Source organism: Marilutibacter aestuarii (genome assembly GCF_006546775.1).
Classification (GTDB): Bacteria; Pseudomonadota; Gammaproteobacteria; order Xanthomonadales; family Xanthomonadaceae; genus Marilutibacter; species Marilutibacter aestuarii.
In genome coordinates this window covers 1-20,494 of sequence record NZ_VICE01000111.1, presented here as the reverse complement: position 1 = coordinate 20,494, position 20,494 = coordinate 1, and the positions used below count along the sequence as shown (strand labels likewise).

Annotated in this window: 21 protein-coding genes; 2 read left to right on the top strand and 19 right to left on the bottom strand. The window is 71.2% G+C overall.

Annotation, left to right across the window (positions count from 1 at the left end; genetic code table 11):
* Window positions 1–36: 36 nt before the first annotated feature.
* The 13 genes from metX to FKV25_RS11930 form a co-directional block, all read right to left on the bottom strand.
* Window positions 37–1,182: a homoserine O-acetyltransferase MetX gene (metX, locus tag FKV25_RS11990; protein WP_141519039.1), complete on the bottom strand. Its 1,146-nt coding sequence runs from the start codon at window positions 1,180–1,182 to the stop codon at window positions 37–39.
* Between the two features lie 209 nt (window positions 1,183–1,391).
* Window positions 1,392–1,817, bottom strand: a complete 426-nt coding sequence (locus FKV25_RS11985) for an organic hydroperoxide resistance protein (protein ID WP_141519038.1) — start codon at window positions 1,815–1,817, stop codon at window positions 1,392–1,394.
* A gap of 131 nt (window positions 1,818–1,948) precedes the next feature.
* Window positions 1,949–2,428, bottom strand: a complete 480-nt coding sequence (locus tag FKV25_RS11980; protein WP_141519037.1) for a MarR family winged helix-turn-helix transcriptional regulator — start codon at window positions 2,426–2,428, stop codon at window positions 1,949–1,951.
* 89 nt (window positions 2,429–2,517) lie between these two features.
* Complete coding sequence (locus FKV25_RS11975; RefSeq protein WP_246072071.1) at window positions 2,518–3,537, bottom strand: tetratricopeptide repeat protein; 1,020 nt, start codon at window positions 3,535–3,537, stop codon at window positions 2,518–2,520.
* Complete coding sequence (locus FKV25_RS11970) at window positions 3,537–4,001, bottom strand: cytochrome c-type biogenesis protein (protein WP_141519035.1); 465 nt, start codon at window positions 3,999–4,001, stop codon at window positions 3,537–3,539. Before FKV25_RS11970 ends, FKV25_RS11975 begins: the two co-directional genes overlap by 1 nt.
* Window positions 3,998–4,576, bottom strand: a complete 579-nt coding sequence (locus tag FKV25_RS11965) for a DsbE family thiol:disulfide interchange protein (RefSeq protein WP_141519034.1) — start codon at window positions 4,574–4,576, stop codon at window positions 3,998–4,000. The genes FKV25_RS11970 and FKV25_RS11965 overlap by 4 nt, the downstream gene beginning before the upstream one ends.
* Entirely contained in the window at window positions 4,573–6,531 is a 1,959-nt protein-coding gene (locus FKV25_RS11960) for a heme lyase CcmF/NrfE family subunit (protein WP_141519033.1), read from the bottom strand. Before FKV25_RS11960 ends, FKV25_RS11965 begins: the two co-directional genes overlap by 4 nt.
* Complete coding sequence (gene ccmE, locus FKV25_RS11955; RefSeq protein ID WP_141519032.1) at window positions 6,532–7,017, bottom strand: cytochrome c maturation protein CcmE; 486 nt, start codon at window positions 7,015–7,017, stop codon at window positions 6,532–6,534.
* A gap of 10 nt (window positions 7,018–7,027) precedes the next feature.
* A complete protein-coding gene (ccmD, locus tag FKV25_RS11950) occupies window positions 7,028–7,204 on the bottom strand; it encodes a heme exporter protein CcmD (protein ID WP_141519031.1) in 177 nt (58 codons plus the stop codon).
* Window positions 7,201–7,980, bottom strand: a complete 780-nt coding sequence (gene ccmC / locus FKV25_RS11945; protein WP_141519030.1) for a heme ABC transporter permease CcmC — start codon at window positions 7,978–7,980, stop codon at window positions 7,201–7,203. Before ccmC ends, ccmD begins: the two co-directional genes overlap by 4 nt.
* A 69-nt stretch (window positions 7,981–8,049) precedes the next feature.
* Window positions 8,050–8,739: a heme exporter protein CcmB gene (gene ccmB, locus FKV25_RS11940; RefSeq protein ID WP_141519029.1), complete on the bottom strand. Its 690-nt coding sequence runs from the start codon at window positions 8,737–8,739 to the stop codon at window positions 8,050–8,052.
* Entirely contained in the window at window positions 8,736–9,377 is a 642-nt protein-coding gene (gene ccmA / locus FKV25_RS11935; protein ID WP_141519028.1) for a heme ABC exporter ATP-binding protein CcmA, read from the bottom strand. The genes ccmB and ccmA overlap by 4 nt, the downstream gene beginning before the upstream one ends.
* A gap of 82 nt (window positions 9,378–9,459) precedes the next feature.
* Window positions 9,460–9,951, bottom strand: a complete 492-nt coding sequence (locus FKV25_RS11930; RefSeq protein WP_141519027.1) for a DUF3293 domain-containing protein — start codon at window positions 9,949–9,951, stop codon at window positions 9,460–9,462.
* Between the two features lie 138 nt (window positions 9,952–10,089).
* Between FKV25_RS11930 and FKV25_RS11925 the strand changes: the two genes are divergently transcribed.
* Both FKV25_RS11925 and FKV25_RS11920 read left to right on the top strand, forming a co-directional pair.
* Window positions 10,090–11,238 carry a pyridoxal phosphate-dependent aminotransferase gene (locus FKV25_RS11925; RefSeq protein WP_141519026.1) on the top strand — a complete coding sequence of 383 codons (1,149 nt, stop codon included), beginning with the start codon at window positions 10,090–10,092 and terminating at the stop codon, window positions 11,236–11,238.
* Window positions 11,239–11,247: 9 nt separating this feature from the next.
* Window positions 11,248–12,045 (top strand): amidohydrolase, encoded by a 798-nt coding sequence (locus FKV25_RS11920; protein WP_141519025.1) that lies wholly within the window; start codon window positions 11,248–11,250, stop codon window positions 12,043–12,045.
* Window positions 12,046–12,739: 694 nt separating this feature from the next.
* Here FKV25_RS11920 and FKV25_RS11915 read toward each other — a convergent pair.
* The 6 genes from FKV25_RS11915 to FKV25_RS11890 all read right to left on the bottom strand — a co-directional run bounded on the left by FKV25_RS11915 (window position 12,740) and on the right by FKV25_RS11890 (window position 20,356).
* The gene (locus tag FKV25_RS11915) at window positions 12,740–13,843 is read right to left on the bottom strand and encodes an NAD(P)/FAD-dependent oxidoreductase (protein WP_141519024.1); all 1,104 of its coding nucleotides are present in this window, start codon (window positions 13,841–13,843) and stop codon (window positions 12,740–12,742) included.
* 102 nt (window positions 13,844–13,945) lie between these two features.
* The gene (locus tag FKV25_RS11910; RefSeq protein WP_170218629.1) at window positions 13,946–14,311 is read right to left on the bottom strand and encodes a DUF3592 domain-containing protein; all 366 of its coding nucleotides are present in this window, start codon (window positions 14,309–14,311) and stop codon (window positions 13,946–13,948) included.
* 102 nt (window positions 14,312–14,413) lie between these two features.
* Entirely contained in the window at window positions 14,414–17,659 is a 3,246-nt protein-coding gene (locus tag FKV25_RS11905) for an efflux RND transporter permease subunit (protein ID WP_141519022.1), read from the bottom strand.
* Complete coding sequence (locus FKV25_RS11900; RefSeq protein ID WP_141519021.1) at window positions 17,649–18,644, bottom strand: efflux RND transporter periplasmic adaptor subunit; 996 nt, start codon at window positions 18,642–18,644, stop codon at window positions 17,649–17,651. Before FKV25_RS11900 ends, FKV25_RS11905 begins: the two co-directional genes overlap by 11 nt.
* The gene (locus tag FKV25_RS11895) at window positions 18,641–19,915 is read right to left on the bottom strand and encodes a TolC family protein (RefSeq protein ID WP_141519020.1); all 1,275 of its coding nucleotides are present in this window, start codon (window positions 19,913–19,915) and stop codon (window positions 18,641–18,643) included. Before FKV25_RS11895 ends, FKV25_RS11900 begins: the two co-directional genes overlap by 4 nt.
* A gap of 54 nt (window positions 19,916–19,969) precedes the next feature.
* Entirely contained in the window at window positions 19,970–20,356 is a 387-nt protein-coding gene (locus FKV25_RS11890; RefSeq protein ID WP_141519019.1) for a hypothetical protein, read from the bottom strand.
* Window positions 20,357–20,494 lie beyond the last annotated feature (138 nt).

Sequence of the window (20,494 nt, the reverse complement as noted above, 5' to 3'; positions counted from 1 at the left end):
ATTCTACGCCCCGGCGGCCCGGGGCGCAGTGGGCGTTCAGCCAAGCCCGTCGAGGAATCCGCGCACGGCCGGGCCGAAGCGCTCGAAATCCACCAGGAAGGCGTCGTGGCCCTGGGGCGAGGGCAGGGGCAGGAAGGTCGCGTCGCACCCCCCGGCGCGCAGGCCCTCGGCGATCTCCTCCTGCTGCTGGAGCGGGAACAGGATGTCGGTATGCACGCCGATCGCCAGCGCCTTCTCCAGCCCGGAGCGGCCCAGGGCGGCGAGCGCGCCGTGCACGTCGGTGGCGTGGTCGCCGCAATGGGGTGAGCAGTAGTCGCCGAGGTCGAACCAGTCCATCGAGCGGCTCATGAACATGTAGCTGTTGGGATCGAAGTGGCGCACGAAGCGCCGCGCGTGCGCTTCCAGGTAACTCTCCACCTCGAACTCGAGCCCGAACGGCTCGTCGTCGGCCCGGTCGGAGTCGAGCCGGACCCGGCCGAAGCGGCCGTCCCACTCCAGCGCCGAGCGATACGTGATCACGCCGAGCTTGCGTGCCATGCGCATGCCCGACTCGGGATAGTGCGCGTCGTCGTAGCGACCGCCGTTCCATTCCGGGTCCAGGCGGATGGCTTCGCGTTGCAGCGAGCGGATCGCGATCGAAAACGGCAGGGCCCGCGCCGCGCCGGAGATGTTGATGTGCGTACGCGCGATGCCCGGGCGCTGCCAAAGCAGGGCCAGCGCGGTCATGCCGCCCATGGAATTGCCCACCAGGCAGGCCAGTCGGCGGATGCCCAGGGCGTCGACCACGTGGGCAGCGGCGCGCGCGCCGTCCTCGATCGACAGCGCCGGGAAGTCGAGCGCATACGGTTGCCCGGTCGCCGGGTGGGGCGAGGCCGGGCCGGTCGAGCCCTTGCAACTGCCCAGGGCGTTGACGCAGACGACGAACCAGCGGCCGGTATCGATCGGCTTGCCCGGCCCGACCATGGCTTCCCACCAGCCGGGTTCGGGGTTGCCGGCATTGGACGCGGCGTGGGCGTCGGGGGACAGCCCGGTGAGGATGAGGATCGCATTGTCGCCGCCGGGCGACAGCGTGCCCCAGGTCTCGTAGGCGACCCGGGCGCCGCGGAGTTCGCCGCCGCGCTTCATCGGGAAGGGCGAGGGCAGGTCGAAGTAGCGTGTGCCGGGCGGGATGAATTCGGTCATGCGTTCGCGCGCGTCCTGTGCTCGGGATGCCGCGTCGTGCGCGGTTGGGAAGGGGGCAGTGTGCCTGCGTGCGACGCGGTTGTCGCGGCAGGGCGCGCACGGATTCTGCCGCGGGCGCGACCGACAGGGAAATGACGGTCGGCGAGGCCTCCGGAACCGATGCTCATGGCGATGCCTCCCTTCCCGCGGGCGGGAAGGGAGGCGCGGGCTCAGGCCACGACCAGCTTGACGTCGATGTTGCCGCGGGTGGCGTTGGAATACGGGCACACCTGGTGGGCCTTCTCGACCAGCGCTTCGGCTTCCTCGCGCGCCATGCCGGGGATCGTCACCTTCAGTTCGACCTCGATGCCGAAGCCGCCGGGGACCTGGCCGATGCCGACAGTGCCTTCGATCGAAGTCTCGGCCGGGAGGCTGGTGCGCGCCTGGCCGGCGACGAACTTGAGTGCACCGATGAAGCAGGCCGAGTAGCCGGCCGCGAACAACTGTTCGGGGTTGGTGCCGGGACCGCCGGCGCCCCCGAGCTCGCGCGGGGTCGACAGTTGCAGGTCCAGGGCGCCGTCGGCGGACACGGCGCGGCCATCGCGGCCTCCGGTGGCGGTGGCGGTGGCGCGGTAGAGGACGTTTTCGATGGACATGGGGAAGGTTCCTTGGCTTGGGAAGGGATGGCACGGCTGGTTGACCGTCGCGCCGGGGGTGGATGCATTGCTGGCGATATGATCGTGCACGATTAAAGTGACGGATGTTCCGTCAATGGGGGACGAAGGGTTCAGTCGGCGGTGCTTGCCTGCAGGTCGCCGCGCAAGCGTTCCAGATGGGTCTTGAGCGACGCCAGCTCCCCGGGCGCCATGGGCGTGGCGCACATCAGCCGGCGCGGCACCTCACTGGCCGGGACCCGCAGCGCGTGGCCGGCCGGGCTCAGGGTGATCACCACCTGGCGTTCGTCATCCGCCGAGCGGGTGCGCGAAAGCAGGCCGGCGGCTTCCATCCGCTTCAGCAACGGCGTCAGCGTGGCCGAATCGAGGAACAGGCGCTCGCCCAGCTGCGACACCGTCAGCCCGTCGCGCTCCCACAGCACCAGCATGGCCAAATACTGGGGATAGGTCAGGCCGAGCGGCGCCAGCAGCTTGCGGTACACCTTGGTCATCGCCAGCGAGGTCGAATGCAGGGCGAAGCACAGCTGCCTGTCCAGCGCCAGCGGACTGGTGAAGGACGGTTCAGCGGGGGCCTCGGCGCGACGATTCGACATGGCGCCAATTTACATAGCGCGCTATTTGTTTGCAAGCGATGGTGATCGCCACGGCTGGAACACTGCGATGCATGCCGTGGCGGCGAGGCCTATTCGACGACCTGATCGATCAGCAGCGCGGCCTTGGCCCCTTCACCGGTCTCCACCTCGACCGGCGCGGAGGTGAAATCGCCGGGCGCGGCGCGGGCGTCACCGCTGGCGGAGATCCGCGCGACCAGTTCGACCGTCTCCAGCTGCGAGAGCTTCTGCGTCGGCATCGGGCTGTCGGCATCGGTCAGCTCCACCGTGAGCGGGAAGCCGGTGACGGGCAGCTTCTTCGCGGCGACCGGCATCGGCGGCCCGCCCGGTTGGCGCGCGAGCACGAACAGGGTGGCGTTGGCCGGCAGGCGCATGCCCAGTTGCGGGTCCAGCGAAACCGCGATCGTCACGCCCGCTGGCGCGGGTGTTTCCGCAGGCTCGGGCAGGGGCGGCAGGCCGGCCTCGCTCCGCGCCAGGGCGATCTGTTCCCGCAGCGGTCGCGCAGTGCTGGCATCGACGATCGCGAGCAGGGGTTCCCAGACTTCGGCCGCGGCCGCGGCATCGCCGGCCTGGCGGCGGGCGATGCCCAGGAACCAGCGCGCGCGCTGGTGCATCGGCTGCACCTCGACGGCGTGCTCGAGCATCGCCACGGCCTCGGCATCGAAGCGCCGCTGCGGCTCGTTCATGGCGCGCGACTCGGCGAGTTCGGTGAGCAGGTCGGGATCGTCGGGCGCGTACTCGAGCGCCTTGCCGAAGGCATGCGCGGCCTTGGCCATCTCGCCCTGCGACTGGTAGGCATTGCCCAGCAGGCGCCAGCCCTCGGGCTGGTCCGGGTCCTGGTCGAGCTTGCCTTCCAGCTGCGCGATGGCCTGGTCCAGCGTTTCGGGCATCGCCGATACGCGATTGGCGGGGTCCAGCGCAGGCGGCATGCCCACGGTCCCGTAGAGAATGCCGGTGAGCACGACCAGGGCCAGCACCGCGCCGGTGCCGGCGGCGGGACTGCTGCGCCAGAGCGGACGCAGCGCCCAGCCCAGGGCGCCGACGGCCAGGAGCAGGGCGAGCAGGGTGAAGACGAGGGCGGGCGTGCTCATCACCATTCCTGCGTGTCGTCGACGGGCACCGGCGCATCGCCGCCACGCCGGCGCACGGCGACCACGACGGCGACGGCGCCCAGCAGCAGCACCGCGAAGGGGCCGAACCACAGCAGCCAGGTGCGCGACTCCACCTCCGGCCGGTACAGCACGAACTCGCCGTAGCGGTCCACCAAGTAGGCCTTGATCTCGTCGTCGCTGCGGCCTTCCTGCATCAGCGCGAGCACCTCGCGGCGCAGGTCGACGGCGATCTGCGCGTTCGAATCGGCCAGCGACTGGTTCTGGCACATCACGCAGCGCAACTCCACGACCAGGGCGTGGAAGCGCTGCTCCTGGGCGGCATCGCGGAACTCCAGCGGCGCACCGGACGCGGCCTGCGCCTGGACGCGTGGCGCCAGCGCGGCGAGCGAGAGGCCGGCCAGTGAGAGAAACAGGCCCAGCACCACGGGGCGAAGGGCGATCATCGCGCGTCGCCCTCGGCTTCGATGCGGTCCAGCAGCGGCGTGAGTTCGTCGTCGATGACCGCTTGAGTCACCGCACCAACGTGCTTCCAGCGGACGATGCCCTTCGCATCGACCAGGAAGGTCTCCGGCGCGCCGTAGATCCCCCAGTCAAGCGCGGCGGTGCTGTCGTAGTCGACCAGGACGACCCAGTAGGGATTGCCGTACTGCTCGAGCCAGCGCATTGCGTCGGCGTGCTCGTCCTTCCAGTTGTAGCCGATCACGCGCACGCGCTTGGTCTCGGCGAAGCGGGTCAGCACCGGATGCTCGACGCGGCACTCCGGGCACCAGCTGCCCCAGACGTTGAGCAGGTAGGGCGCGCCCTTGAGCGCCTCCGACGACATCAGTCGCCCGGCTTCGTGCAGCACCGGCAGTTCGAAGCGGGGCGCGGGCTTGCCGATCAGCGGCGAAGGCAGCGCTTCGCGGTTGGGTTGGCTGCTGAGCCAGATGCCGGCGGCGAGCAGGACGCCCAGCGCGGCGACGACCGCCAGGGGCAGCCAGAGCATCGCCGAGCGGGTGGGACGCGGGGTATCGGTCATGCGGCATTCTCCTGCTGCCGGGCGGAGGTGGCCAGGCGGAAGCGCCGGTCGCAGGCGGTCACCAGGCCGCCGAGCATCATCAGCAGCGCCCCTGCCCAGACCCAGCGCACGAAGGGTTTGACGTGGACGCGCAGCGCCCAGCTGCCGCCGCCCAGGGGCTCGCCCAGGGCCACGTACAGGTCGCGGGTGACGCCGCGATCGATCGCCGACTCGGTCATCACCTGGCCGCCGCTCGCATACGCGCGCTTCTCGGGATGCAGTACCGCCAGCGGATCGCTGGCCGCGCCATCGAAGACGCTGACGCTGCCGCGATCGGCCTGGTAGTTGGGACCTTCATGGTGTTCCACCCCGTCCAGGCGGAAGCGGTAGCCGCCCAGTTCGACTGCCTGCCCCGGCTCGACGGCGACCTCGCGCTGCTGGCTCAGGCCTTCGGTGAGCAGGGCGCCCACGACGAACACCGCGATGCCCAGGTGGGCGAGGACCATGCCCCACATTTCAGGGGTCATCCGACCGCTGGTCCGCAGGCGCGTCCAGGCGAAACGCAGCGTGCCCAGGGCCACCCAGGCGGCGCCGGCGATCCCGAAGCCGACCTTCCACGCGCCCTGCGGCGCCAGGAAGAAGGCGCCCACGCCGCACGCGGCGGCCAGCGCGAACCAGGGCGCCAGCATCGCCAGCGGCCGGCTGGGTTGTTCGCGTTGCCAGCGCGTCAGCGGGCCCAGCGGCACGAGCAGCACCAGCGGCGCCATCAGCACGATGAACATCAGCGCGAAGTAGGGCGGGCCGACCGAGATCTTGCCCAGTTGCAGGGCGTCGGCGAGCAAGGGGTACAGGGTGCCGATCAGCACCATCGCGCAGGCAGTGGCCAGCAGCAGGTTGTTGACCAGCAGCAGGGTCTCGCGCGAGCTTGCGGCGAAGGGTCGGCCGTCGAGTGGGCGTTCGCCGTCGCCGGTCGACGGCGCGCGCAGCGCGTACAGCAGCAGCGAGCCCCCGATGACCAGGCCCAGGAACACCAGGATGAATACGCCGCGGGCCGGATCGGCGGCGAAGGAATGGACGCTGGTCAGCACGCCCGAACGCACCAGGAACGCGCCGAGCAGGGAGAGCGAGAAGGTCGCGATGGCCAGCAGCAGGGTCCAGCTGCGGAAGCTGCCGCGCTTCTCGGTGACGGCCTGGGAGTGGATCAGCGCCGCGCCGGCCAGCCAGGGCATGAAGCTGGCGTTCTCGACCGGATCCCAGAACCACCAGCCGCCCCAGCCCAGCTCGTAGTACGCCCACCAGCTGCCCAGGGCGATGCCCAGGGTCAGGAAGGCCCAGGCGATATTGGTCCACGGCCGCGTCCAGCGCAGCCAGCGCGCGTCGACGCGGCCGTCGAGCAGGGCCGCGATCGAGAACGCGAACGAGACCGCGAACCCCACGTAGCCCATGTACAGCATGGGCGGGTGGATGATCATGCCCGGGTCCTGCAGCAACGGGTTCAGGTCGCGGCCTTCCAGTGCGGCCGGCAACAGGCGCTCGAACGGATTGCTGGTGAAGATCAGGAACGCCAGGAAGCCCGTGGCGACGATGCCGAGCACGCCCAGCACGCGGGCGATCACCGTCTCGGGCAGGCGGCGGGAAAAGCGCGCCACCGCCGCGGTCCAGATCGCGATCACCAGCACCCACAGCAACAACGAGCCCTCGTGCGAACCCCAGACCGCGGTGTAGCGGTAGACCATCGGCAGCAGGCTGTTGCTGTGCTGGGCGACGTAGGCGACCGAGAAGTCCTGGACCACGAAGGCATGGGTCAGGATCGCGTAGGCGACGCCGACCAGCGCCAGTTGCACGTAGGCCGCCGGTCGCGCGACCGCCATCCACGGAGCGATCCCGCGCTGCGCGCCCAGCAGGGGCAGCGCCGACTGCAGCACGGCCACCAGCAGGGCGAGTACCAGGGCGACCTGGCCAAGCTCGGGCAGCACTTATTCGGTCCCTTCGGCGTTGGCGGGACCGGTGTCGACGGCATGCTTCTGGTGGGCCTCGCCCATCTTGTCGGCGACTTCCCTGGGCATGTAGTTCTCGTCGTGCTTGGCCAGGATCTCCTCGGCGACGAAACGGCCGTCGTGCATGCGGCCGGTCGCCACCACCGCCTGGTTCTCGCGGAACAGGTCCGGCAGGATCCCCGAATAGCTCACCGGCATCTCGGCGTCGCCGTCGGTGACCCGGAAGGTGGCTTCCAGCGAGCCCTCGGCGCGATGGAAGGAGCCCTTGGCGACCATGCCACCGAGGCGGAAGCGGGTCTCGCCGGCGGCGACCTTTTCCCCGGCCTCGCCGCTGATCACCTCGCGGGGCGTGTAGAGGTAGGCCATGTTGCGCTGGAGCGCCATCGCCACCAGGGTGGCGGCGATGCCAGCGGCGGCGATCAGGGCGACCACCCAGAGCAGGCGGCGGCGACGGGTCGGGTTCATGCGGCGGTTCTCATCGTTTCAATGCGTTCGCGTCGGTCGCGCGTCGCTCCCGTCGCGCCGGCGCGGCGGCGCGTGCACGCTCTCGGCGCAGCACGCGGCGTACCTGCAGGCGGGGGGCGAGGTAATCCCAGGCCATCACCACCACGAACACGGCGTAGGCGGCCAGCACGTATCCGGCGGCGCTCATGGGCGTGCCTCCGGACGGGCGTCGGCTGCCACCGCGGGGAGGGCGGCCTGCGCCACCCAGGCCTTGCCGGCTTCGCGGCGCAGGTTGTCGGCGCGCGCGCGCGCGAGCAGCGAGCCCAGGAACCAGAACTTGGTGCCCAGGACCGTCCAGGCCAGCGGCCACATCATGCTGGCGTCCATGCTGGACTCACCGAACAGGCGGATCGTCTGGCCCTGGTGGAGCGAATTCCACCACACCACCGAATAGCGGATGACCGGCAGCAGGACGACGCCGACGATCGCCAACAGCCCGGCGGCGCGCGCCGCGGCGCGACGGTCGTCGATGGCGTGGTAGAGGCCCATCACGCCCAGGTACATGAACAGCAGTACGAGTTCGGTGGTCAGGCGCGGGTCCCATTCCCACCAGGTGCCCCAGGTCGGCTTGCCCCAGATCGAGCCGGTGGCGAGGGTGATGAGCGTGAAGGCGGCGCCGATCGGCGCGCAGGCCATCGCCAGGATCTCGCACAGCTTGATCCGCCAGACCAGGGCGATCGCGGCGTAGAAGGCCATGGCCGCGAACACCGCCATGCTCATCCAGGCACTGGGCACGTGGATGTAGAGGATGCGGAAGCTGTCGCCCTGCAGGTAGTCCGCGGGCACCCGGAACAGCGCGCCGTACAGGCCGATGGCGATCAGCAGCAGGCCCAGGCCGTGGCCCCAGGGGGCCCAGCGCGCCGCGAAACGGTCGAAATAGGGCGGCGAGCCGAGTTTGTGGAACCAAAGGACGATTGGATTCATGCGCTCTTCAAACCTGCCGTGCCGGCGCGGGCCGTTCGGCGTGTGGGGTCGGCACCGGCGTCGACGGGCTCAGTTGAGTGCGATCCGGATCGCCGCGGCCGCGGCGAGCGGTGCCAGCAGCGCCGACAGCACCAGTCCGGCTCCCATCATCAGCAATGCGCCGGCGTACTCCATTCCCTGGGCCGAGGCGGCGACGCTGCCCGCGCCGAACACCAGGACCGGGACGTACAGGGGCAGCGCCAGCAAGGCCACCAGTATACCGGAGCGCCTCATCCCGACGGTGAGCGCCGCCACAACCGCCCCGACGAGGCTGAGCAGGGGCGTGCCCAGCGCCAGCGAGGCCATCAGCACCGGCAGCTGTGCGTGCGGCAGGCGCAGCATCTCGCCCAGCAGGGGCGCTGCGAGCAGCAGCGGAAGCGCGGTGGTGGCCCAGTGCATGAACGTCCGCACCGCGACCAGCCACGCCAGGGGCACCGGCGCAAGCATCCACTGCTCCAGCGAGCCGTCCTCGGCATCGCCGCGGAACAGGCTGTCCAGCGACAGCAGGCCGGCCAGCAGCACCGCCAGCCACAGGATCGCGGGTGCGACCGCGGCGAGGGTGTTGGGTTCGTTGCCCAGTGCCAGCGCGAAGAGCACCACCACCAGCAGCGCGAACAGGGCCGGTTGCAGGGCGTCGCCACGGCGGCGCCAGACCAGGCGCAGGTCGCGCAGCACCAGCGCCCGGGCGGTGCTGGCCAGGCTCGGCGTGGCGGCGCTCACGTGGGCTTCTCCAACGCCAGCAGGCGGGTCCGTACCGGCGGCGCGGCATACGCACCGTGCGTGGTCACCAGGGACGCGCCGCCTTCGTCGAGGTGGGCGCGGACCATGCGGTTGACCAGCTCGATGCCTTCCAGGTCCAGGTTCGCGTAGGGCTCGTCCATCAGCCACAGCGGCGCCGGCGACAGCCACAGGCGGGCGAGCGACAGGCGCTTCTTCTGCCCGGCCGACAGCTGCCGGACCAAGGCATCCTCGAAGCCGCCCAGGCCGACCACGTCCAAGGCTTCCTCCAGCGAGGGGGTGGCGCGCCTGCCATGCAGGCCGCACAGGTAGTCCAGGTTTTCCCGCACGCCCAGGTCGGCCTTGGCGCCGGGCAGGTGGCCCAGGTACGCGGTCGATTGCGCGCGCGAGAGCGGATCGGCCGGCTGCCCCTGCAGGCGGACCTGCCCGCCCTCGGGTCGCAGCAGCCCCGCCAGCACCCGTAGCAGCGTGGTCTTGCCCGCGCCGTTGTCGCCCTGGACGAGCAGCGCCTCGCCGGCGTCGACGCTGAAGTCGAGCGGTCCGAACACCGGGATGTCGTTGCGCGAGAAGCGCAGCTGCCGGGCTTCCAGCAGCGGGGATCGGGGCGGTGGGGCGGTCATCGAACTCGGACGGGCGGCCAGGCGGGCCGGGTCGCCGCATTCTAGCAACGGGTGCGCGGGGCTCCGCCCGGGACCGGGCGGTTCAATCCGGGTCCGCGGCCAGGCCGCAGCCCCAGTCGACGAAAGGCAGGGCGTCCGCGCCGTTCGCCAGGGCCATGCTCATGCGCAGGCGCACGGGCTGGCCATGTTCCCAGAACAGGGTGCCGGCCTGGCCGAACTCGACGGCCAGCGTGTCCAGGATCGCGACGTCGATGTCGGCGACCAGCCAGCCGGACTCGCGCCATTGCTTGTCGCGGTCGTGCGCCCATGCCGGATGGAAGCCCAGGTCCAGCGACTGCAGGCGGGCGACGAGGCGGGCGTCGGCCTCGTTGTTCGCGGCCTCCGGCAAGGGCTGGGACGCCGGGTTCCAGGCGGTGATGAAGGCATAGCGGCGGGCCGCGCAGTAGGCCTCCACGTCGACCGCGGGCTCGCCCACGTGCAGGGCGAGCACGTCGCCGTCGAGCACGACCGCGTATTCCGCGGCCGCATAGGCGGAGGCCAGCTCGCTTGCGTCGACCAGGTGGAGGCGCTGCATGCTTTCGAGTGTCCTCGCCCGCGCGGGCTTATGCAATGGGACCGCGCCGCCGGCCCGCGCACCTCCCGGCAAGCCGGTCACGGGTTTTCGTACACTTGCAGGTCGATACAGGAACACGCCCCCGCGCGAACGGATCCGATGAAGCCAGAAACCAAGCTGCCCAAGGTCGGTACGACCATCTTCACCGTCATGTCCCAGCTGGCCGCCGAGCACGGCGCGGTCAACCTGGGCCAGGGCTTTCCCGACTTCGAGGTGCCGGGTCGGCTGGTCGACGCGCTGGACCGTGCCATGCGCGCCGGGCTCAACCAGTACGCGCCCGCCCACGGCCTGCCGGCCCTGCGCGAGGCCATCGCCGCGAAGACCGAACGCTGTTACGACCACCGGCCAGACGCGGACACCGAGGTGACCGTGACCTCGGGCGCCAGCGAGGCGATCTTCGACGCGATCCACGCGGTGGTCCGCCCCGGCGACGAGGTGATCGTGCTCGACCCCTGCTACGACTGCTACGAGCCGGCGATCGACCTGGCAGGAGGCGTCGCCGTGCACGTGCCGCTGGATCCGGCGACCTTCGCCCCGCACTGGGGCGTGGTCAGCGCGGCGATCACGCCGAAGACGCGCATGCTGATGATCAACACCCCGCACAATCCCTCGGGCGCGATGCTCGGTGCGGACGACATCGCCCAGCTCACGGCGCTGCTGCGCGGGACCGACATCGTGCTGCTGTCGGACGAGGTGTACGAGCACATCGTGTTCGACGGTGCGCGCCACGAATCGATCCTGCGCCATGCCGAACTGCGCGAGCGCGCGTTCGTCGTCTCCAGCTTCGGCAAGACCTACCACTGCACCGGCTGGAAGGTCGGCTACTGCGTGGCGCCGCCGGCGTTGACCGCCGAGTTCCGCAAGGTCCACCAGTACAACACCTTCTGCACCTTCACCCCGGCGCAGGCCGCCTTCGCGGAGATGATCCGCGAGGAGCCCGCCCACTACGAGCAGCTCGGCGCGTTCTACGAGGCCAAGCGCGACCGCTTCCGCGCCCAGCTCGAGGGCACGCGGCTCAAACCGCTGCCGGTGCCCGGCGGCTACTTCCAGCTGGTCGACTACTCGGCGGTGAGCGACCTGGACGATGCCGCCTTCTGCCGCTGGCTGACCACGGAGAAGGGCGTGGCGGCGATCCCGCTGTCGCCGTTCTACGAGTCGCCGCCGGCCGGGCAGCGCCTCGCGCGCCTGTGCTTCGCCAAGAACGAAGCCACCCTGGACGAAGCCATCGCGCGCCTGGGCGCGCTCTGAGGATCGATCATGGACAACCTCCGCATTTCGCTGGTCCAGGGCGACACCCGCTGGCACGACCCGGCCGCCAACCGCGAGTACTACGGCGAGCTGGTCGGCTCCCTGCGCGACCTGACCGACCTGGTGCTGCTGCCGGAGACCTTCACCAGCGGCTTCTCCAACGACGCCATCGACCGCGCCGAGGACATGGACGGCCCGACCGTGGCCTGGCTGCGCGAGCAGTCGGCCAGGATCGGCGCGGCGATCACCGGCAGCGTGCAGTTGCGGGTGGGCGAGGGCGTCTACAACCGGATGCTGTTCGTGACCCCGGACGGCGGCCTGCGGCACTACGACAAGCGCCACCTGTTCCGCTACGCGCGCGAGCATGAGCGTTACGCCGCCGGCCACGAGCGGTTGACGGTCGAGTGGAAGGGCTGGCGCATCTGCCCGCAGGTCTGCTACGACCTGCGCTTCCCGGTGTTCTGCCGCAACCGCTACGACGTCGAGCGCCCGGGGCAGCTCGACTACGACCTGCTGCTGTTCGTGGCCAACTGGCCGGCGGCACGCGCGTACCCGTGGAAGACCCTGCTGCGCGCGCGCGCGATCGAGAACCTGAGCTACGTCGCCGGCCTCAACCGGGTTGGCACCGACGGCAACGGCATCGCCTATTCCGGTGACAGCGCGGTGATCGACTTCCTCGGCCATCCGGTCAGCGAATGCACGGACGAGGAAGTGGTGGTGACGACCACGCTGCAGGCCGCCGAACTGCAGGCCCACCGCGAACGCTTCCCGGCCATGCTCGACGGCGACGCCTTCGAGCTGCGCTGAGTCCGCGGGCGGTCAGGCCACTGGGGGAGGGCCGGGTCCACCGAGCGACGCGCACCCGATGCCGTGGGCAGGCGGGTGCCGCCCGATTGTCGGCAGCGGCCACCGTTCAGCCAAGGCCTCGTATCGGGGACGAAGGCCATCTTGCGGTAGCTCCAGATGAAGCGAACCCCATGCTTGACGAACCAGGCATGGGCCTGCCGGTGGCCGAAACCGTCGCTCCATTCGTGCAGGGACGACCACAGCGTTCGGGTGGCATGGCAATCCGGTCGGGCCTCGTGCAGGGCGCGATGCATGGCGATCGTGCGGACCGCTTCGCCACTGGCAAGCAACGACCAGGTCAGCAGGATCGGCAGGCACAGGGCGATCGCGCCCGTTGGCCAGCGGTCCCTCGTCGCGCGCCGAAGGACCTTGCGCGCACGCAACACGGCCAGCAGCAGCGCGAGCCAGACCAGGACGCTGGTGCCGGCGAAGACCGGGCAGGTCGACAGGGCAAGGGTGGCGACGACCTTGGCTGCCACCGGGGGCAGGAAGGCGTAGAAGACGGCCAGCACGAAGCCGGACGCCAGCGCGAGGTTGAAGCTCATCGAAGCGTGGAACAACAGGACAAGGACAAGCAGTAACCCGCATCCGGGCACGTCGCGTGGACGCACGTCGTCGACCGGCGCCACGCACGTGTCTTCGTCTTCGCTCGGGATCATGGCCGGTGGCCGCGCTTGTGGAAGTAGACCTGTTCGGCCGCCCAGCGCAGCGGCGGGGTGTGCATGAGCAGGTCGAAGGGCCAGTCGAACTGCAGCCGGTCGTAGGCCCAGCGCAGGGCGCGCTTGGCGCGGAAGCGCGGCGCGGCCTCGACCGCGGCGCACTCGGGCGGCGGGCCACCATCGCGGACACGCGCCGCGACTGCGCGGCCGATCGTCCAGCCATGCTCCCAGGCCGAGTGGATCCCGCCGGCGGTGACCGGCGACACAATCCCGGCCGCGTCGCCGGTGAGCATCACGCCGTCGGTCGCCAATGGCCAGACCGGACCGCTGCACGGGATCAGCCCGGCCCGGGTGGTGCCCGGCTTGAGATGGCGGGGCAGGCCGCCGACATCGCCCACCCGCATCAGGAAGCCGTCGATGTCCGGCACCCGCGCACGGTCGGGATCGTGGCGCAGGGCGAGGCCGGCCTGGATGCCGGTCGGCGACTGCGCGATCCAGCCGATGTAGCCCGGGGCGTAGCGCTTGCTGATGAAGCAATGCAGGGCTTCGGGCGAGGCCAGGCGGGCGCCGGGGAAGTCGTACTCGACGCCGTAAAGGAACTGGCTCACCTGTCCCAGCCCCGTCGCGCGGGCCACGCGTGAGCGCGCGCCGTCGGCGCCGACCAGGTAGCGCGTGCTGCCGATGCCGTCCACCGACCAGCCGCCGGCGTGGCGCTCGGCCCCGGTGAAGGCCGTGCCGAGGTCGAGCTCGACGCCGTGCGCCACCAGTTGCGCCGCCAGCCATCGCATGACGTCGGGCGTGTCGGTGGTCAGGAAGTAGTAACCGGGTGCGGCCAGTGCGACCTGCTTGAGGCTGGGCGCATACAGGCGGACCTGCTCGACGCGGCGCACCAGGCGCGACGGCACCTGGTTGAGCAGGGTCTGCTCGGCCGCTTCCTTCACGATGATCCCGGTGGTGTGCAGCTTCTCGCCCGGATCGCGCTTGCGTTCCAGCACGCGCACGCGCAGGCCGGACTGGGCGGCTGCCAGGGCGCAGGCGGCACCGGCGAAACTGGCGCCGACGACGACCAGGTCGTGGTCGGTCCGGGGGGGATGGGGCATGGTCGCGACTCCTGCGAGGACGACACGCAGTCTGTCGGGGCGCTGCAAACCGGGGATGGCGCGACGGTGAAGCCGGTGCGAAGTGGCGACCTCCGCGCGAACTCAGTCGTCGCGATCGACCGCCTCGCGGGCCTGGCGCACGAGATGGAGCGGTGCGCTCACGTGGGGCTTGCGACGCGCGTATACGACCGCGATCGAGGTGCCGCGCGGGTGCTGGTTCCAGACGCTGTCGGGCACCAGCGATACATGTTCGTGCCGCTCGCCACGGCCGTCGCGGTATTCGTAGCGCAGGCGCTTCTGCGCTTGGTAGGTGCTGCCGGTGTGCTTGATGCGCTCCACCACGCGGCCCTCGGTCTCCACGCCGTCCTCGACCAGCAGGCGCAGCTGCAGGCCGCGGCGCGCGACGACGAGGACCATCGCGAGCACCAGCAGCAAGGGGAGGGCAATGGCCAGTGCCAGGGTCGTCATCCGTCCGTGTTCCGCGCGGGGCTCCAGAACCGGGATAACGCAGCGGGGATGCGGAACGGGCCAGCCCGGGGCACGCATGCGCCCCGGGCTGGCCGCGGCCCCTCAGCCCGGGGGCGCGGTCGCGACGCGGGTCCTGGCGTGGAACCAGCCGTACAGGGCCGGCAGGACCAGCAGCGTCAGCAGCGTCGAGGACGCGATGCCGCCGACGACGACCGTGGCCAGCGGGCGCTGCACTTCGGCACCGGTGCCGACGTTGAGCATCATCGGCACGAAGCCCAGCGAGGCCACCAGCGCGGTCATCAGGACCGGGCGCAGGCGGCCGATCGCGCCGTCCCGGATCGCGTCGGCCAGCGGCAGTCCGTCCTCGCGCAGGCGGCGGATGAAGGCGATCATCACCAGGCCGTTGAGCACCGCGATCCCCGACAGCGCGATGAAGCCCACGCCGGCCGAGATCGACATCGGGATGCCGCGCATGGCCAGCGCCACGACGCCGCCGGTCAGGGCCAGCGGCACGCCGCTGAAGACGATGGCGGCGTCGCGCAGCGAGTTGAAGGCCATGAACAGCAGGGCGAAGATCAACGCGAGCGTCAGCGGCACCACCCAGGCCAGGCGTCGACCGGCCAAGATCAGCTGTTCGAAGGTGCCGCCATAGTCGACCCAGTAGCCGGCAGGCAGTTCGACGTTGTCGCCGACGCGTCGCCGTACCTCCTCGACGAAGCCGCCCAGGTCGCGACCGCGCACGTTGGCCGTCACCACCACGCGGCGCTTGCCGTTCTCGCGGTTCACCTGGCTGGGGCCACTGACGGTCTCGATGCGGGCGACCTCGCGCAGGGGTACGGTGCCGGGCAGGCCCGATGGCCAGTTCGCGCCGGCGCCGGCCTCGTCCTGGCTGAACGCCTCGGGCAGCGGGATCGGCAGGTCGGCGAGGGCGTGCGGGTCGCGGCGCAGCGCTTCGGGCAGGCGCACGACGATGTCGAAGCGCCGGTCGCCTTCGAACAACTGGCTGGCGACCTCGCCGCCCACCGCGGTGGCCACGGTGTCCTGGACCACGCCGGGATTGAGGCCGTAGCGTGCGAGCGCGACGCGGTCCGGGGTGACGGTGAGCATGGGCAGGCCGCTGGCCTGCTCCAGGCGCACGTCCGCCGCGCCCGGCACCTGGCGCGCGGTGTCGGCGATCGCCTCGCCCAGCGCCAGCAGGGTGTCGAGGTCGTCGCCGAACACCTTGATCGCAAGCTCGGCGCGGACCCCCGAGATCAGCTCGTTCATGCGCATCTGGATCGGCTGGGTGAACTCGTAGTTGTTGCCGGGCAGGCGCTCGACCCCCGCTTCGAGTTCGGCCACCAGCGTGGCGCGCGGCTTGCGCGGGTCCGGCCAGGCGTCGCGTGGCTTGAGCATCAGGAAGGTGTCGGCGACGGAGGGCGGCATGGGGTCGGCCGCGACCTCGGCGGTACCGATCTTGCTGAACACCCGCTCGACCTCGGGCACCGCCTTGAGCCAGGTTTCCAGCGACTGCTGCATGCGCACCGACTGCTCGAGCCCGGTGCCGGGGATGCGCATGGCATGCAGGGCGATGTCGCCCTCGTCGAGCTGGGGGATGAACTCGCTGCCGAGCCGGGACGCGAGCAGGCCCGACAGCACGACCAGGCCCAGCGAACCGGCCAGGACCGCGGTCCGGTGCCGCATCGCCCAGCCCAGGGCGGGGCGGTAGGCGTGCGTGGCCAGACGCATCACCCGGTTGTCGTGGGCCGCGTGGTCGCGCGTGCCGTCGTGCGACCGCCGCGGCGCCTCGCGGCCGAGGAACAGGGCGATGCTGGCCGGGACGAAGGTCAGCGACAGCAGCATCGCGCCACCGAGCGCCAGCACCACGGTGATCGCCATCGGGTGGAACATCTTTCCCTCGATGCCGGTGAGGGCGAAGATCGGCAGGTAGACCAGCGTGATGATCGACAGGCCGAACAGGCTGGGTCGGACGACCTCCGCGGTCGCGCTCGCGGTGAGTTCGCGGCGTTCGTCGGCGTCCAGCGCGCGACCCGACAGGCGTCGTGCTTCATCGAAGCGGCGCAGGCAGTTCTCGATGATGATCACCGCGCCGTCGACGATCAGGCCGAAGTCCAGGGCGCCCAGGCTCATCAGGTTGCCCGAGACGCCGCCGCGGACCATGCCGGTGACGGTGAGCAGCATCGCGAGCGGGATCACCGCCGCGGTGATCAGGGCGGCGCGCACGTTGCCCAGCAGCAGGAACAGCACCAGCACCACGAGCAGGGCGCCCTCGGCGAGGTTGCGCGTCACCGTGGCGATGGTGCGGTCGACCAGTGCGGTGCGGTCGTACACCGCGGTCGCGGTGACGCCCTCGGGCAGGCTGGCGGCGGCCTTCTCCAGGCCGGCCGCGACGTCCCGCGCGACCTCCCGGCTGTTGGCGCCCACGCGCATGACCACCGTGCCCAGCACCACTTCGTGGCCGTCCTGGCTGGCCGCGCCGCTGCGCAGTTCCAGCCCCTCGCCGACCTCGGCGACATCGCGGATGCGGATCGGGACGCCGTCGCGCCGGTCCAGCACGATCGCACCGATCTCCTCCAGCGCCGGACTGTCGCCCGCGCCGACCTGGCCCGGGACGCGGACCAGGAACTGCTGGCCGTTGCGCTCGATGTAACCGGCACCGACGTTGCGGTTGTTCAGGCCGATCGCGCGCCGCACGTCGTCCAGGCCCAGGTCGAAGGCGACCAGGCGCGCCGGATCGGGCGTGACGTGGACCTGTCGTTCGTGCCCGCCGATGGTATCGACCTCGGTGACGCCCGGCAGGTTGCGCAACTGCGGGCGGATCACCCAGTCCTGCAGGGTGCGCAGGTCGGTGGCGGTCCAGGTCGAGCCGTCGGGCTTGCGTGCCCCCGGTTCGGCGTCGACGGTGTACATGAAGATCTCGCCCAGGCCCGTGGCCATCGGGCCCATGGCCGGGTCCAGTCCCGGCGGCAGCTGGCTGCCCAGTTGCTGCAGCCGTTCGTTGACCTGCTGCCGGGCGAAGTAGAGGTCGGTGCCGTCCTCGAACACCACCGTGACCTGCGAGAGCCCATAGCGCGACAGCGAGCGCGTGTAGTCGAGCCCCGGCAGGCCGGCCAGTGCCGTTTCCACCGGGAACGTCACCCGCTGCTCCACCTCCAGCGGCGAGTAGCCGGCGGCTTCGGTGTTGACCTGCACCTGCACGTTGGTGATGTCGGGGGTCGCGTCGATCGGCAGGCGCGCCAGGCTCCACGCGCCGAGCGCGACCAGGGCCAGGGTCGCTGCCAGCACCAGGCCGCGGCGGCGGATGGCAAAACGGATGATGGTCTCCAGGACCGACGCGTCAGTGCGCATGGGACGCCCCCGACTTCTCGATGTCGGCCTTCACCAGGTAGCTCTGTTCGACGACGACCGTTTCGCCGGCCTCCACGCCCGACAGGATCTCGACGCGCTCGCCGTCGCGTTGCCCGACCTCCACGGTGCGGGCTTCGTAGCGGTCGCCCTCGACGACGAAGACGACCTCGCGCCCGTCCATCGACTGCAGGGCGGTCGCCGGCACCACGCGTTCGGCCGGCGCCTGGCTGACGGTGACGCGCGCGCGCACCGCAGTGCCGGGGCGCCACTGTCCGTCGGCGTTGTCGAGCACCGCGCGTGCGATCGTGCTCTGGCTCGCGGTCGCCGTGCCGGGCAGGACACGGTCGAGCACCGTGTCCTGCGTGGCCTCGTCGTCGAGCCGGCTCACCCGCACCGGCGCGCCCGCGCGCAGGTGCCGGGCATCGCGACCGAATACGTGCAGGTCGACCCACAGCCGCGAGAGGTCGCTGATCTCCATCAGCGTGGCGTCTTCGCCGGCGATGTCGCCCATCGAGGCATAGCGCGCGGTCACGACGCCCGTGAGCGGCGAGTGCACGGAGTACGGCCCCAGGCTGAGGTTGCTTTCGATGATCGCCAGCACCTGACCGCGTTGGACCTGGTCGCCGAGGTTCGCGTCGAGCCGTCGCACCGGCCCGGGGAAGCGCGCGGCGATGCGGGCCACGCGACCCTCGATGGGGGTCAGCAGCCCTTGCACTTCGTGGCTGTCGGCGATGGTGCCGGCGGTCACGACGGCCACGCGGATGCCGGAGGCCTCGGCGATCGCCGGCTCGATGCGGGTGGCGGGTGTCTGCGCTTGGGCGTCGCCGTCTTCGTGGTCGTCGTCGTGTTCGTCGGCCCTGGTCACCGCTGGCGCGGGATCCGTGGTTTGCGCGGGCGATGCGTCGTTGCAGGCGACGAGCATCAGCATCGCCAGGGCGAGGAGCAGGGCGCGTGGCAACACGCCCGATGCAGGGGTGCGGTTCATGGCGCGGCTCCCGGGTTCGTGGCAGGGGTGGCGAGCAGGGGCTCGCCGGTCAAGCGCTGGAGTTCGATCAGGGCGCGCTGGCCATCCACCGTCGAAGCGAGTTGGCGCATGCGGGCTTCCACGATGCGGTCCTGGAGCTGTGTCCATTCCAGCGGGCCGGCGGCGCCGCGCTCGAAGGCCAGGCGGGCATCGCGCTCGGCCCGCTCCAGCGCGGGGATGATGTCGTCCTCGAAACGCGAGGCTTCAAGGCGCGCGAGCCGATAGCGGCCATGCGCTTCGACCAGGGTCGCGTACAGCGACAGTGATGCCGACTCGCGCTCGACCGAGAGCCGTTGCAGTTCGGACTCGGCCATCCGGATGGCGGGGGCGGCCCGTCCGCGGCTGCCCAGCGGGATCGAGATGCCGGCGACCAGGCCGATGTCGTCGTCGGCCTGGAGCCGGCGCACGCCGAAGCTCCAGTCGATGTCGGCGCGCGATTGGCTGCGCGCCAGCTGCAGGCGGGCCTCGGCGATCCGGCGCTGGTCGGTGAAGCCTGCCAGGTCCGGCGTGTCGCGCAGCAGGGCCTCGAGGCGCGCGAGAGGCGCGATCTCCGGCAAGCCGGGCGGCGCGTTGTCGGCGAGCTCGAACGACGGCTCGCGCTCGCCCCAGAGCGCCCCCAGGCGTGCGACGGCGAGGGCGCGCTGATGCGAGGCCCGATCGAGTCCGAGCTCGGCTTCGGCGAGGGCGGCGCGCGCGGTGAGCACCAGCGAGGCCGGCGCCGCACCCGCCTGTTGCCGCCGCCGCGCGAACGACACGGCCTGCTCGCGTTGGCGGATGTCCTGGAGCGCGATGCGCCGCTGGTCCGATGCGGCCAGGGCGTCGAGATACCGGCGCGCGGTTTCGGCCAGCAGGTCGAGCCGGCGGGCCGCGCGTTCGTTGCCGAGGCCGTCGAGCCGGCGCTGCACGAGCGCCGCGCGCGCGTCGGCCTTGGCGCCGCGCTCGAGCACGGAAGACAGGCCCAGCGTGAGCTCGGCACCGTCGAGCGCGCGCAGATCGCCGCTACCGATGGCGTTCTCGAGTGACGCGTCGAAACGCAGGGACGGGCGCTGCGCGGCCTGGTCGCGCTCGTGCGCCAGCAGCGGACGGCGCGCGTCGATTTCGCGCAGGTCGGGGTGGGCCCGGAGGACGCGCGCGAAGGCGTCGTCCAGGTCGAGGGTCTCGCCGGCGCGGGCGGGCAGGGCCGCGAACGCGCAGGCGAGACCCGCGGCGAATGCCGCAAGTCGCAATGTCATGGTGAACTCCGATGGTTGTGCGTGACGTCGGGCTGGCGCGGGGCCAGGGCGAGGTCAGGCGGCTATCGGAGGCCGGAAGGGCGTGTCGGCCGGGGTCGTCGCCGGCGCGTCGTAGTTCGCCGCCCGCGGCGAGGACGCCGGGGGGGCATGGGGGAGGGCGGCCACGAGCGGGGCCGGCACCGGCGTGGACTGGCCGCAGCAATGGGCCAGGTGCAGCAGGGTGTGCAGGGTCGGGTCTTCGCCGGCCTGGCGCGTGTCGCCGACGTCGTCGGCGGCACCGACATGCGTTTCGTGCGACGCGGCGCCGGCGTGGGCCAGTTCGTGGACTTCGCCGAAGGTCGTCAGTACCGGCCGCACGAGCAGGGACAACGCGAACAGGCCCAGCACCAGAAGGCGCAGGCCAGGCGAAAGGGTCGCGAACGGGCGTCCGGTACGGCTCATCGGGGCGCAGCTTAGCCGCTCGCCCGATGGGACACTATTGCACTCCGTATCCGACCTGCCGAAAACGCCGCACGCGTTGCGTGCCTTGTTCCGTCCATCGCGGCCACCAACGGAAAAGGGCGCCCTGGGGCGCCCTTT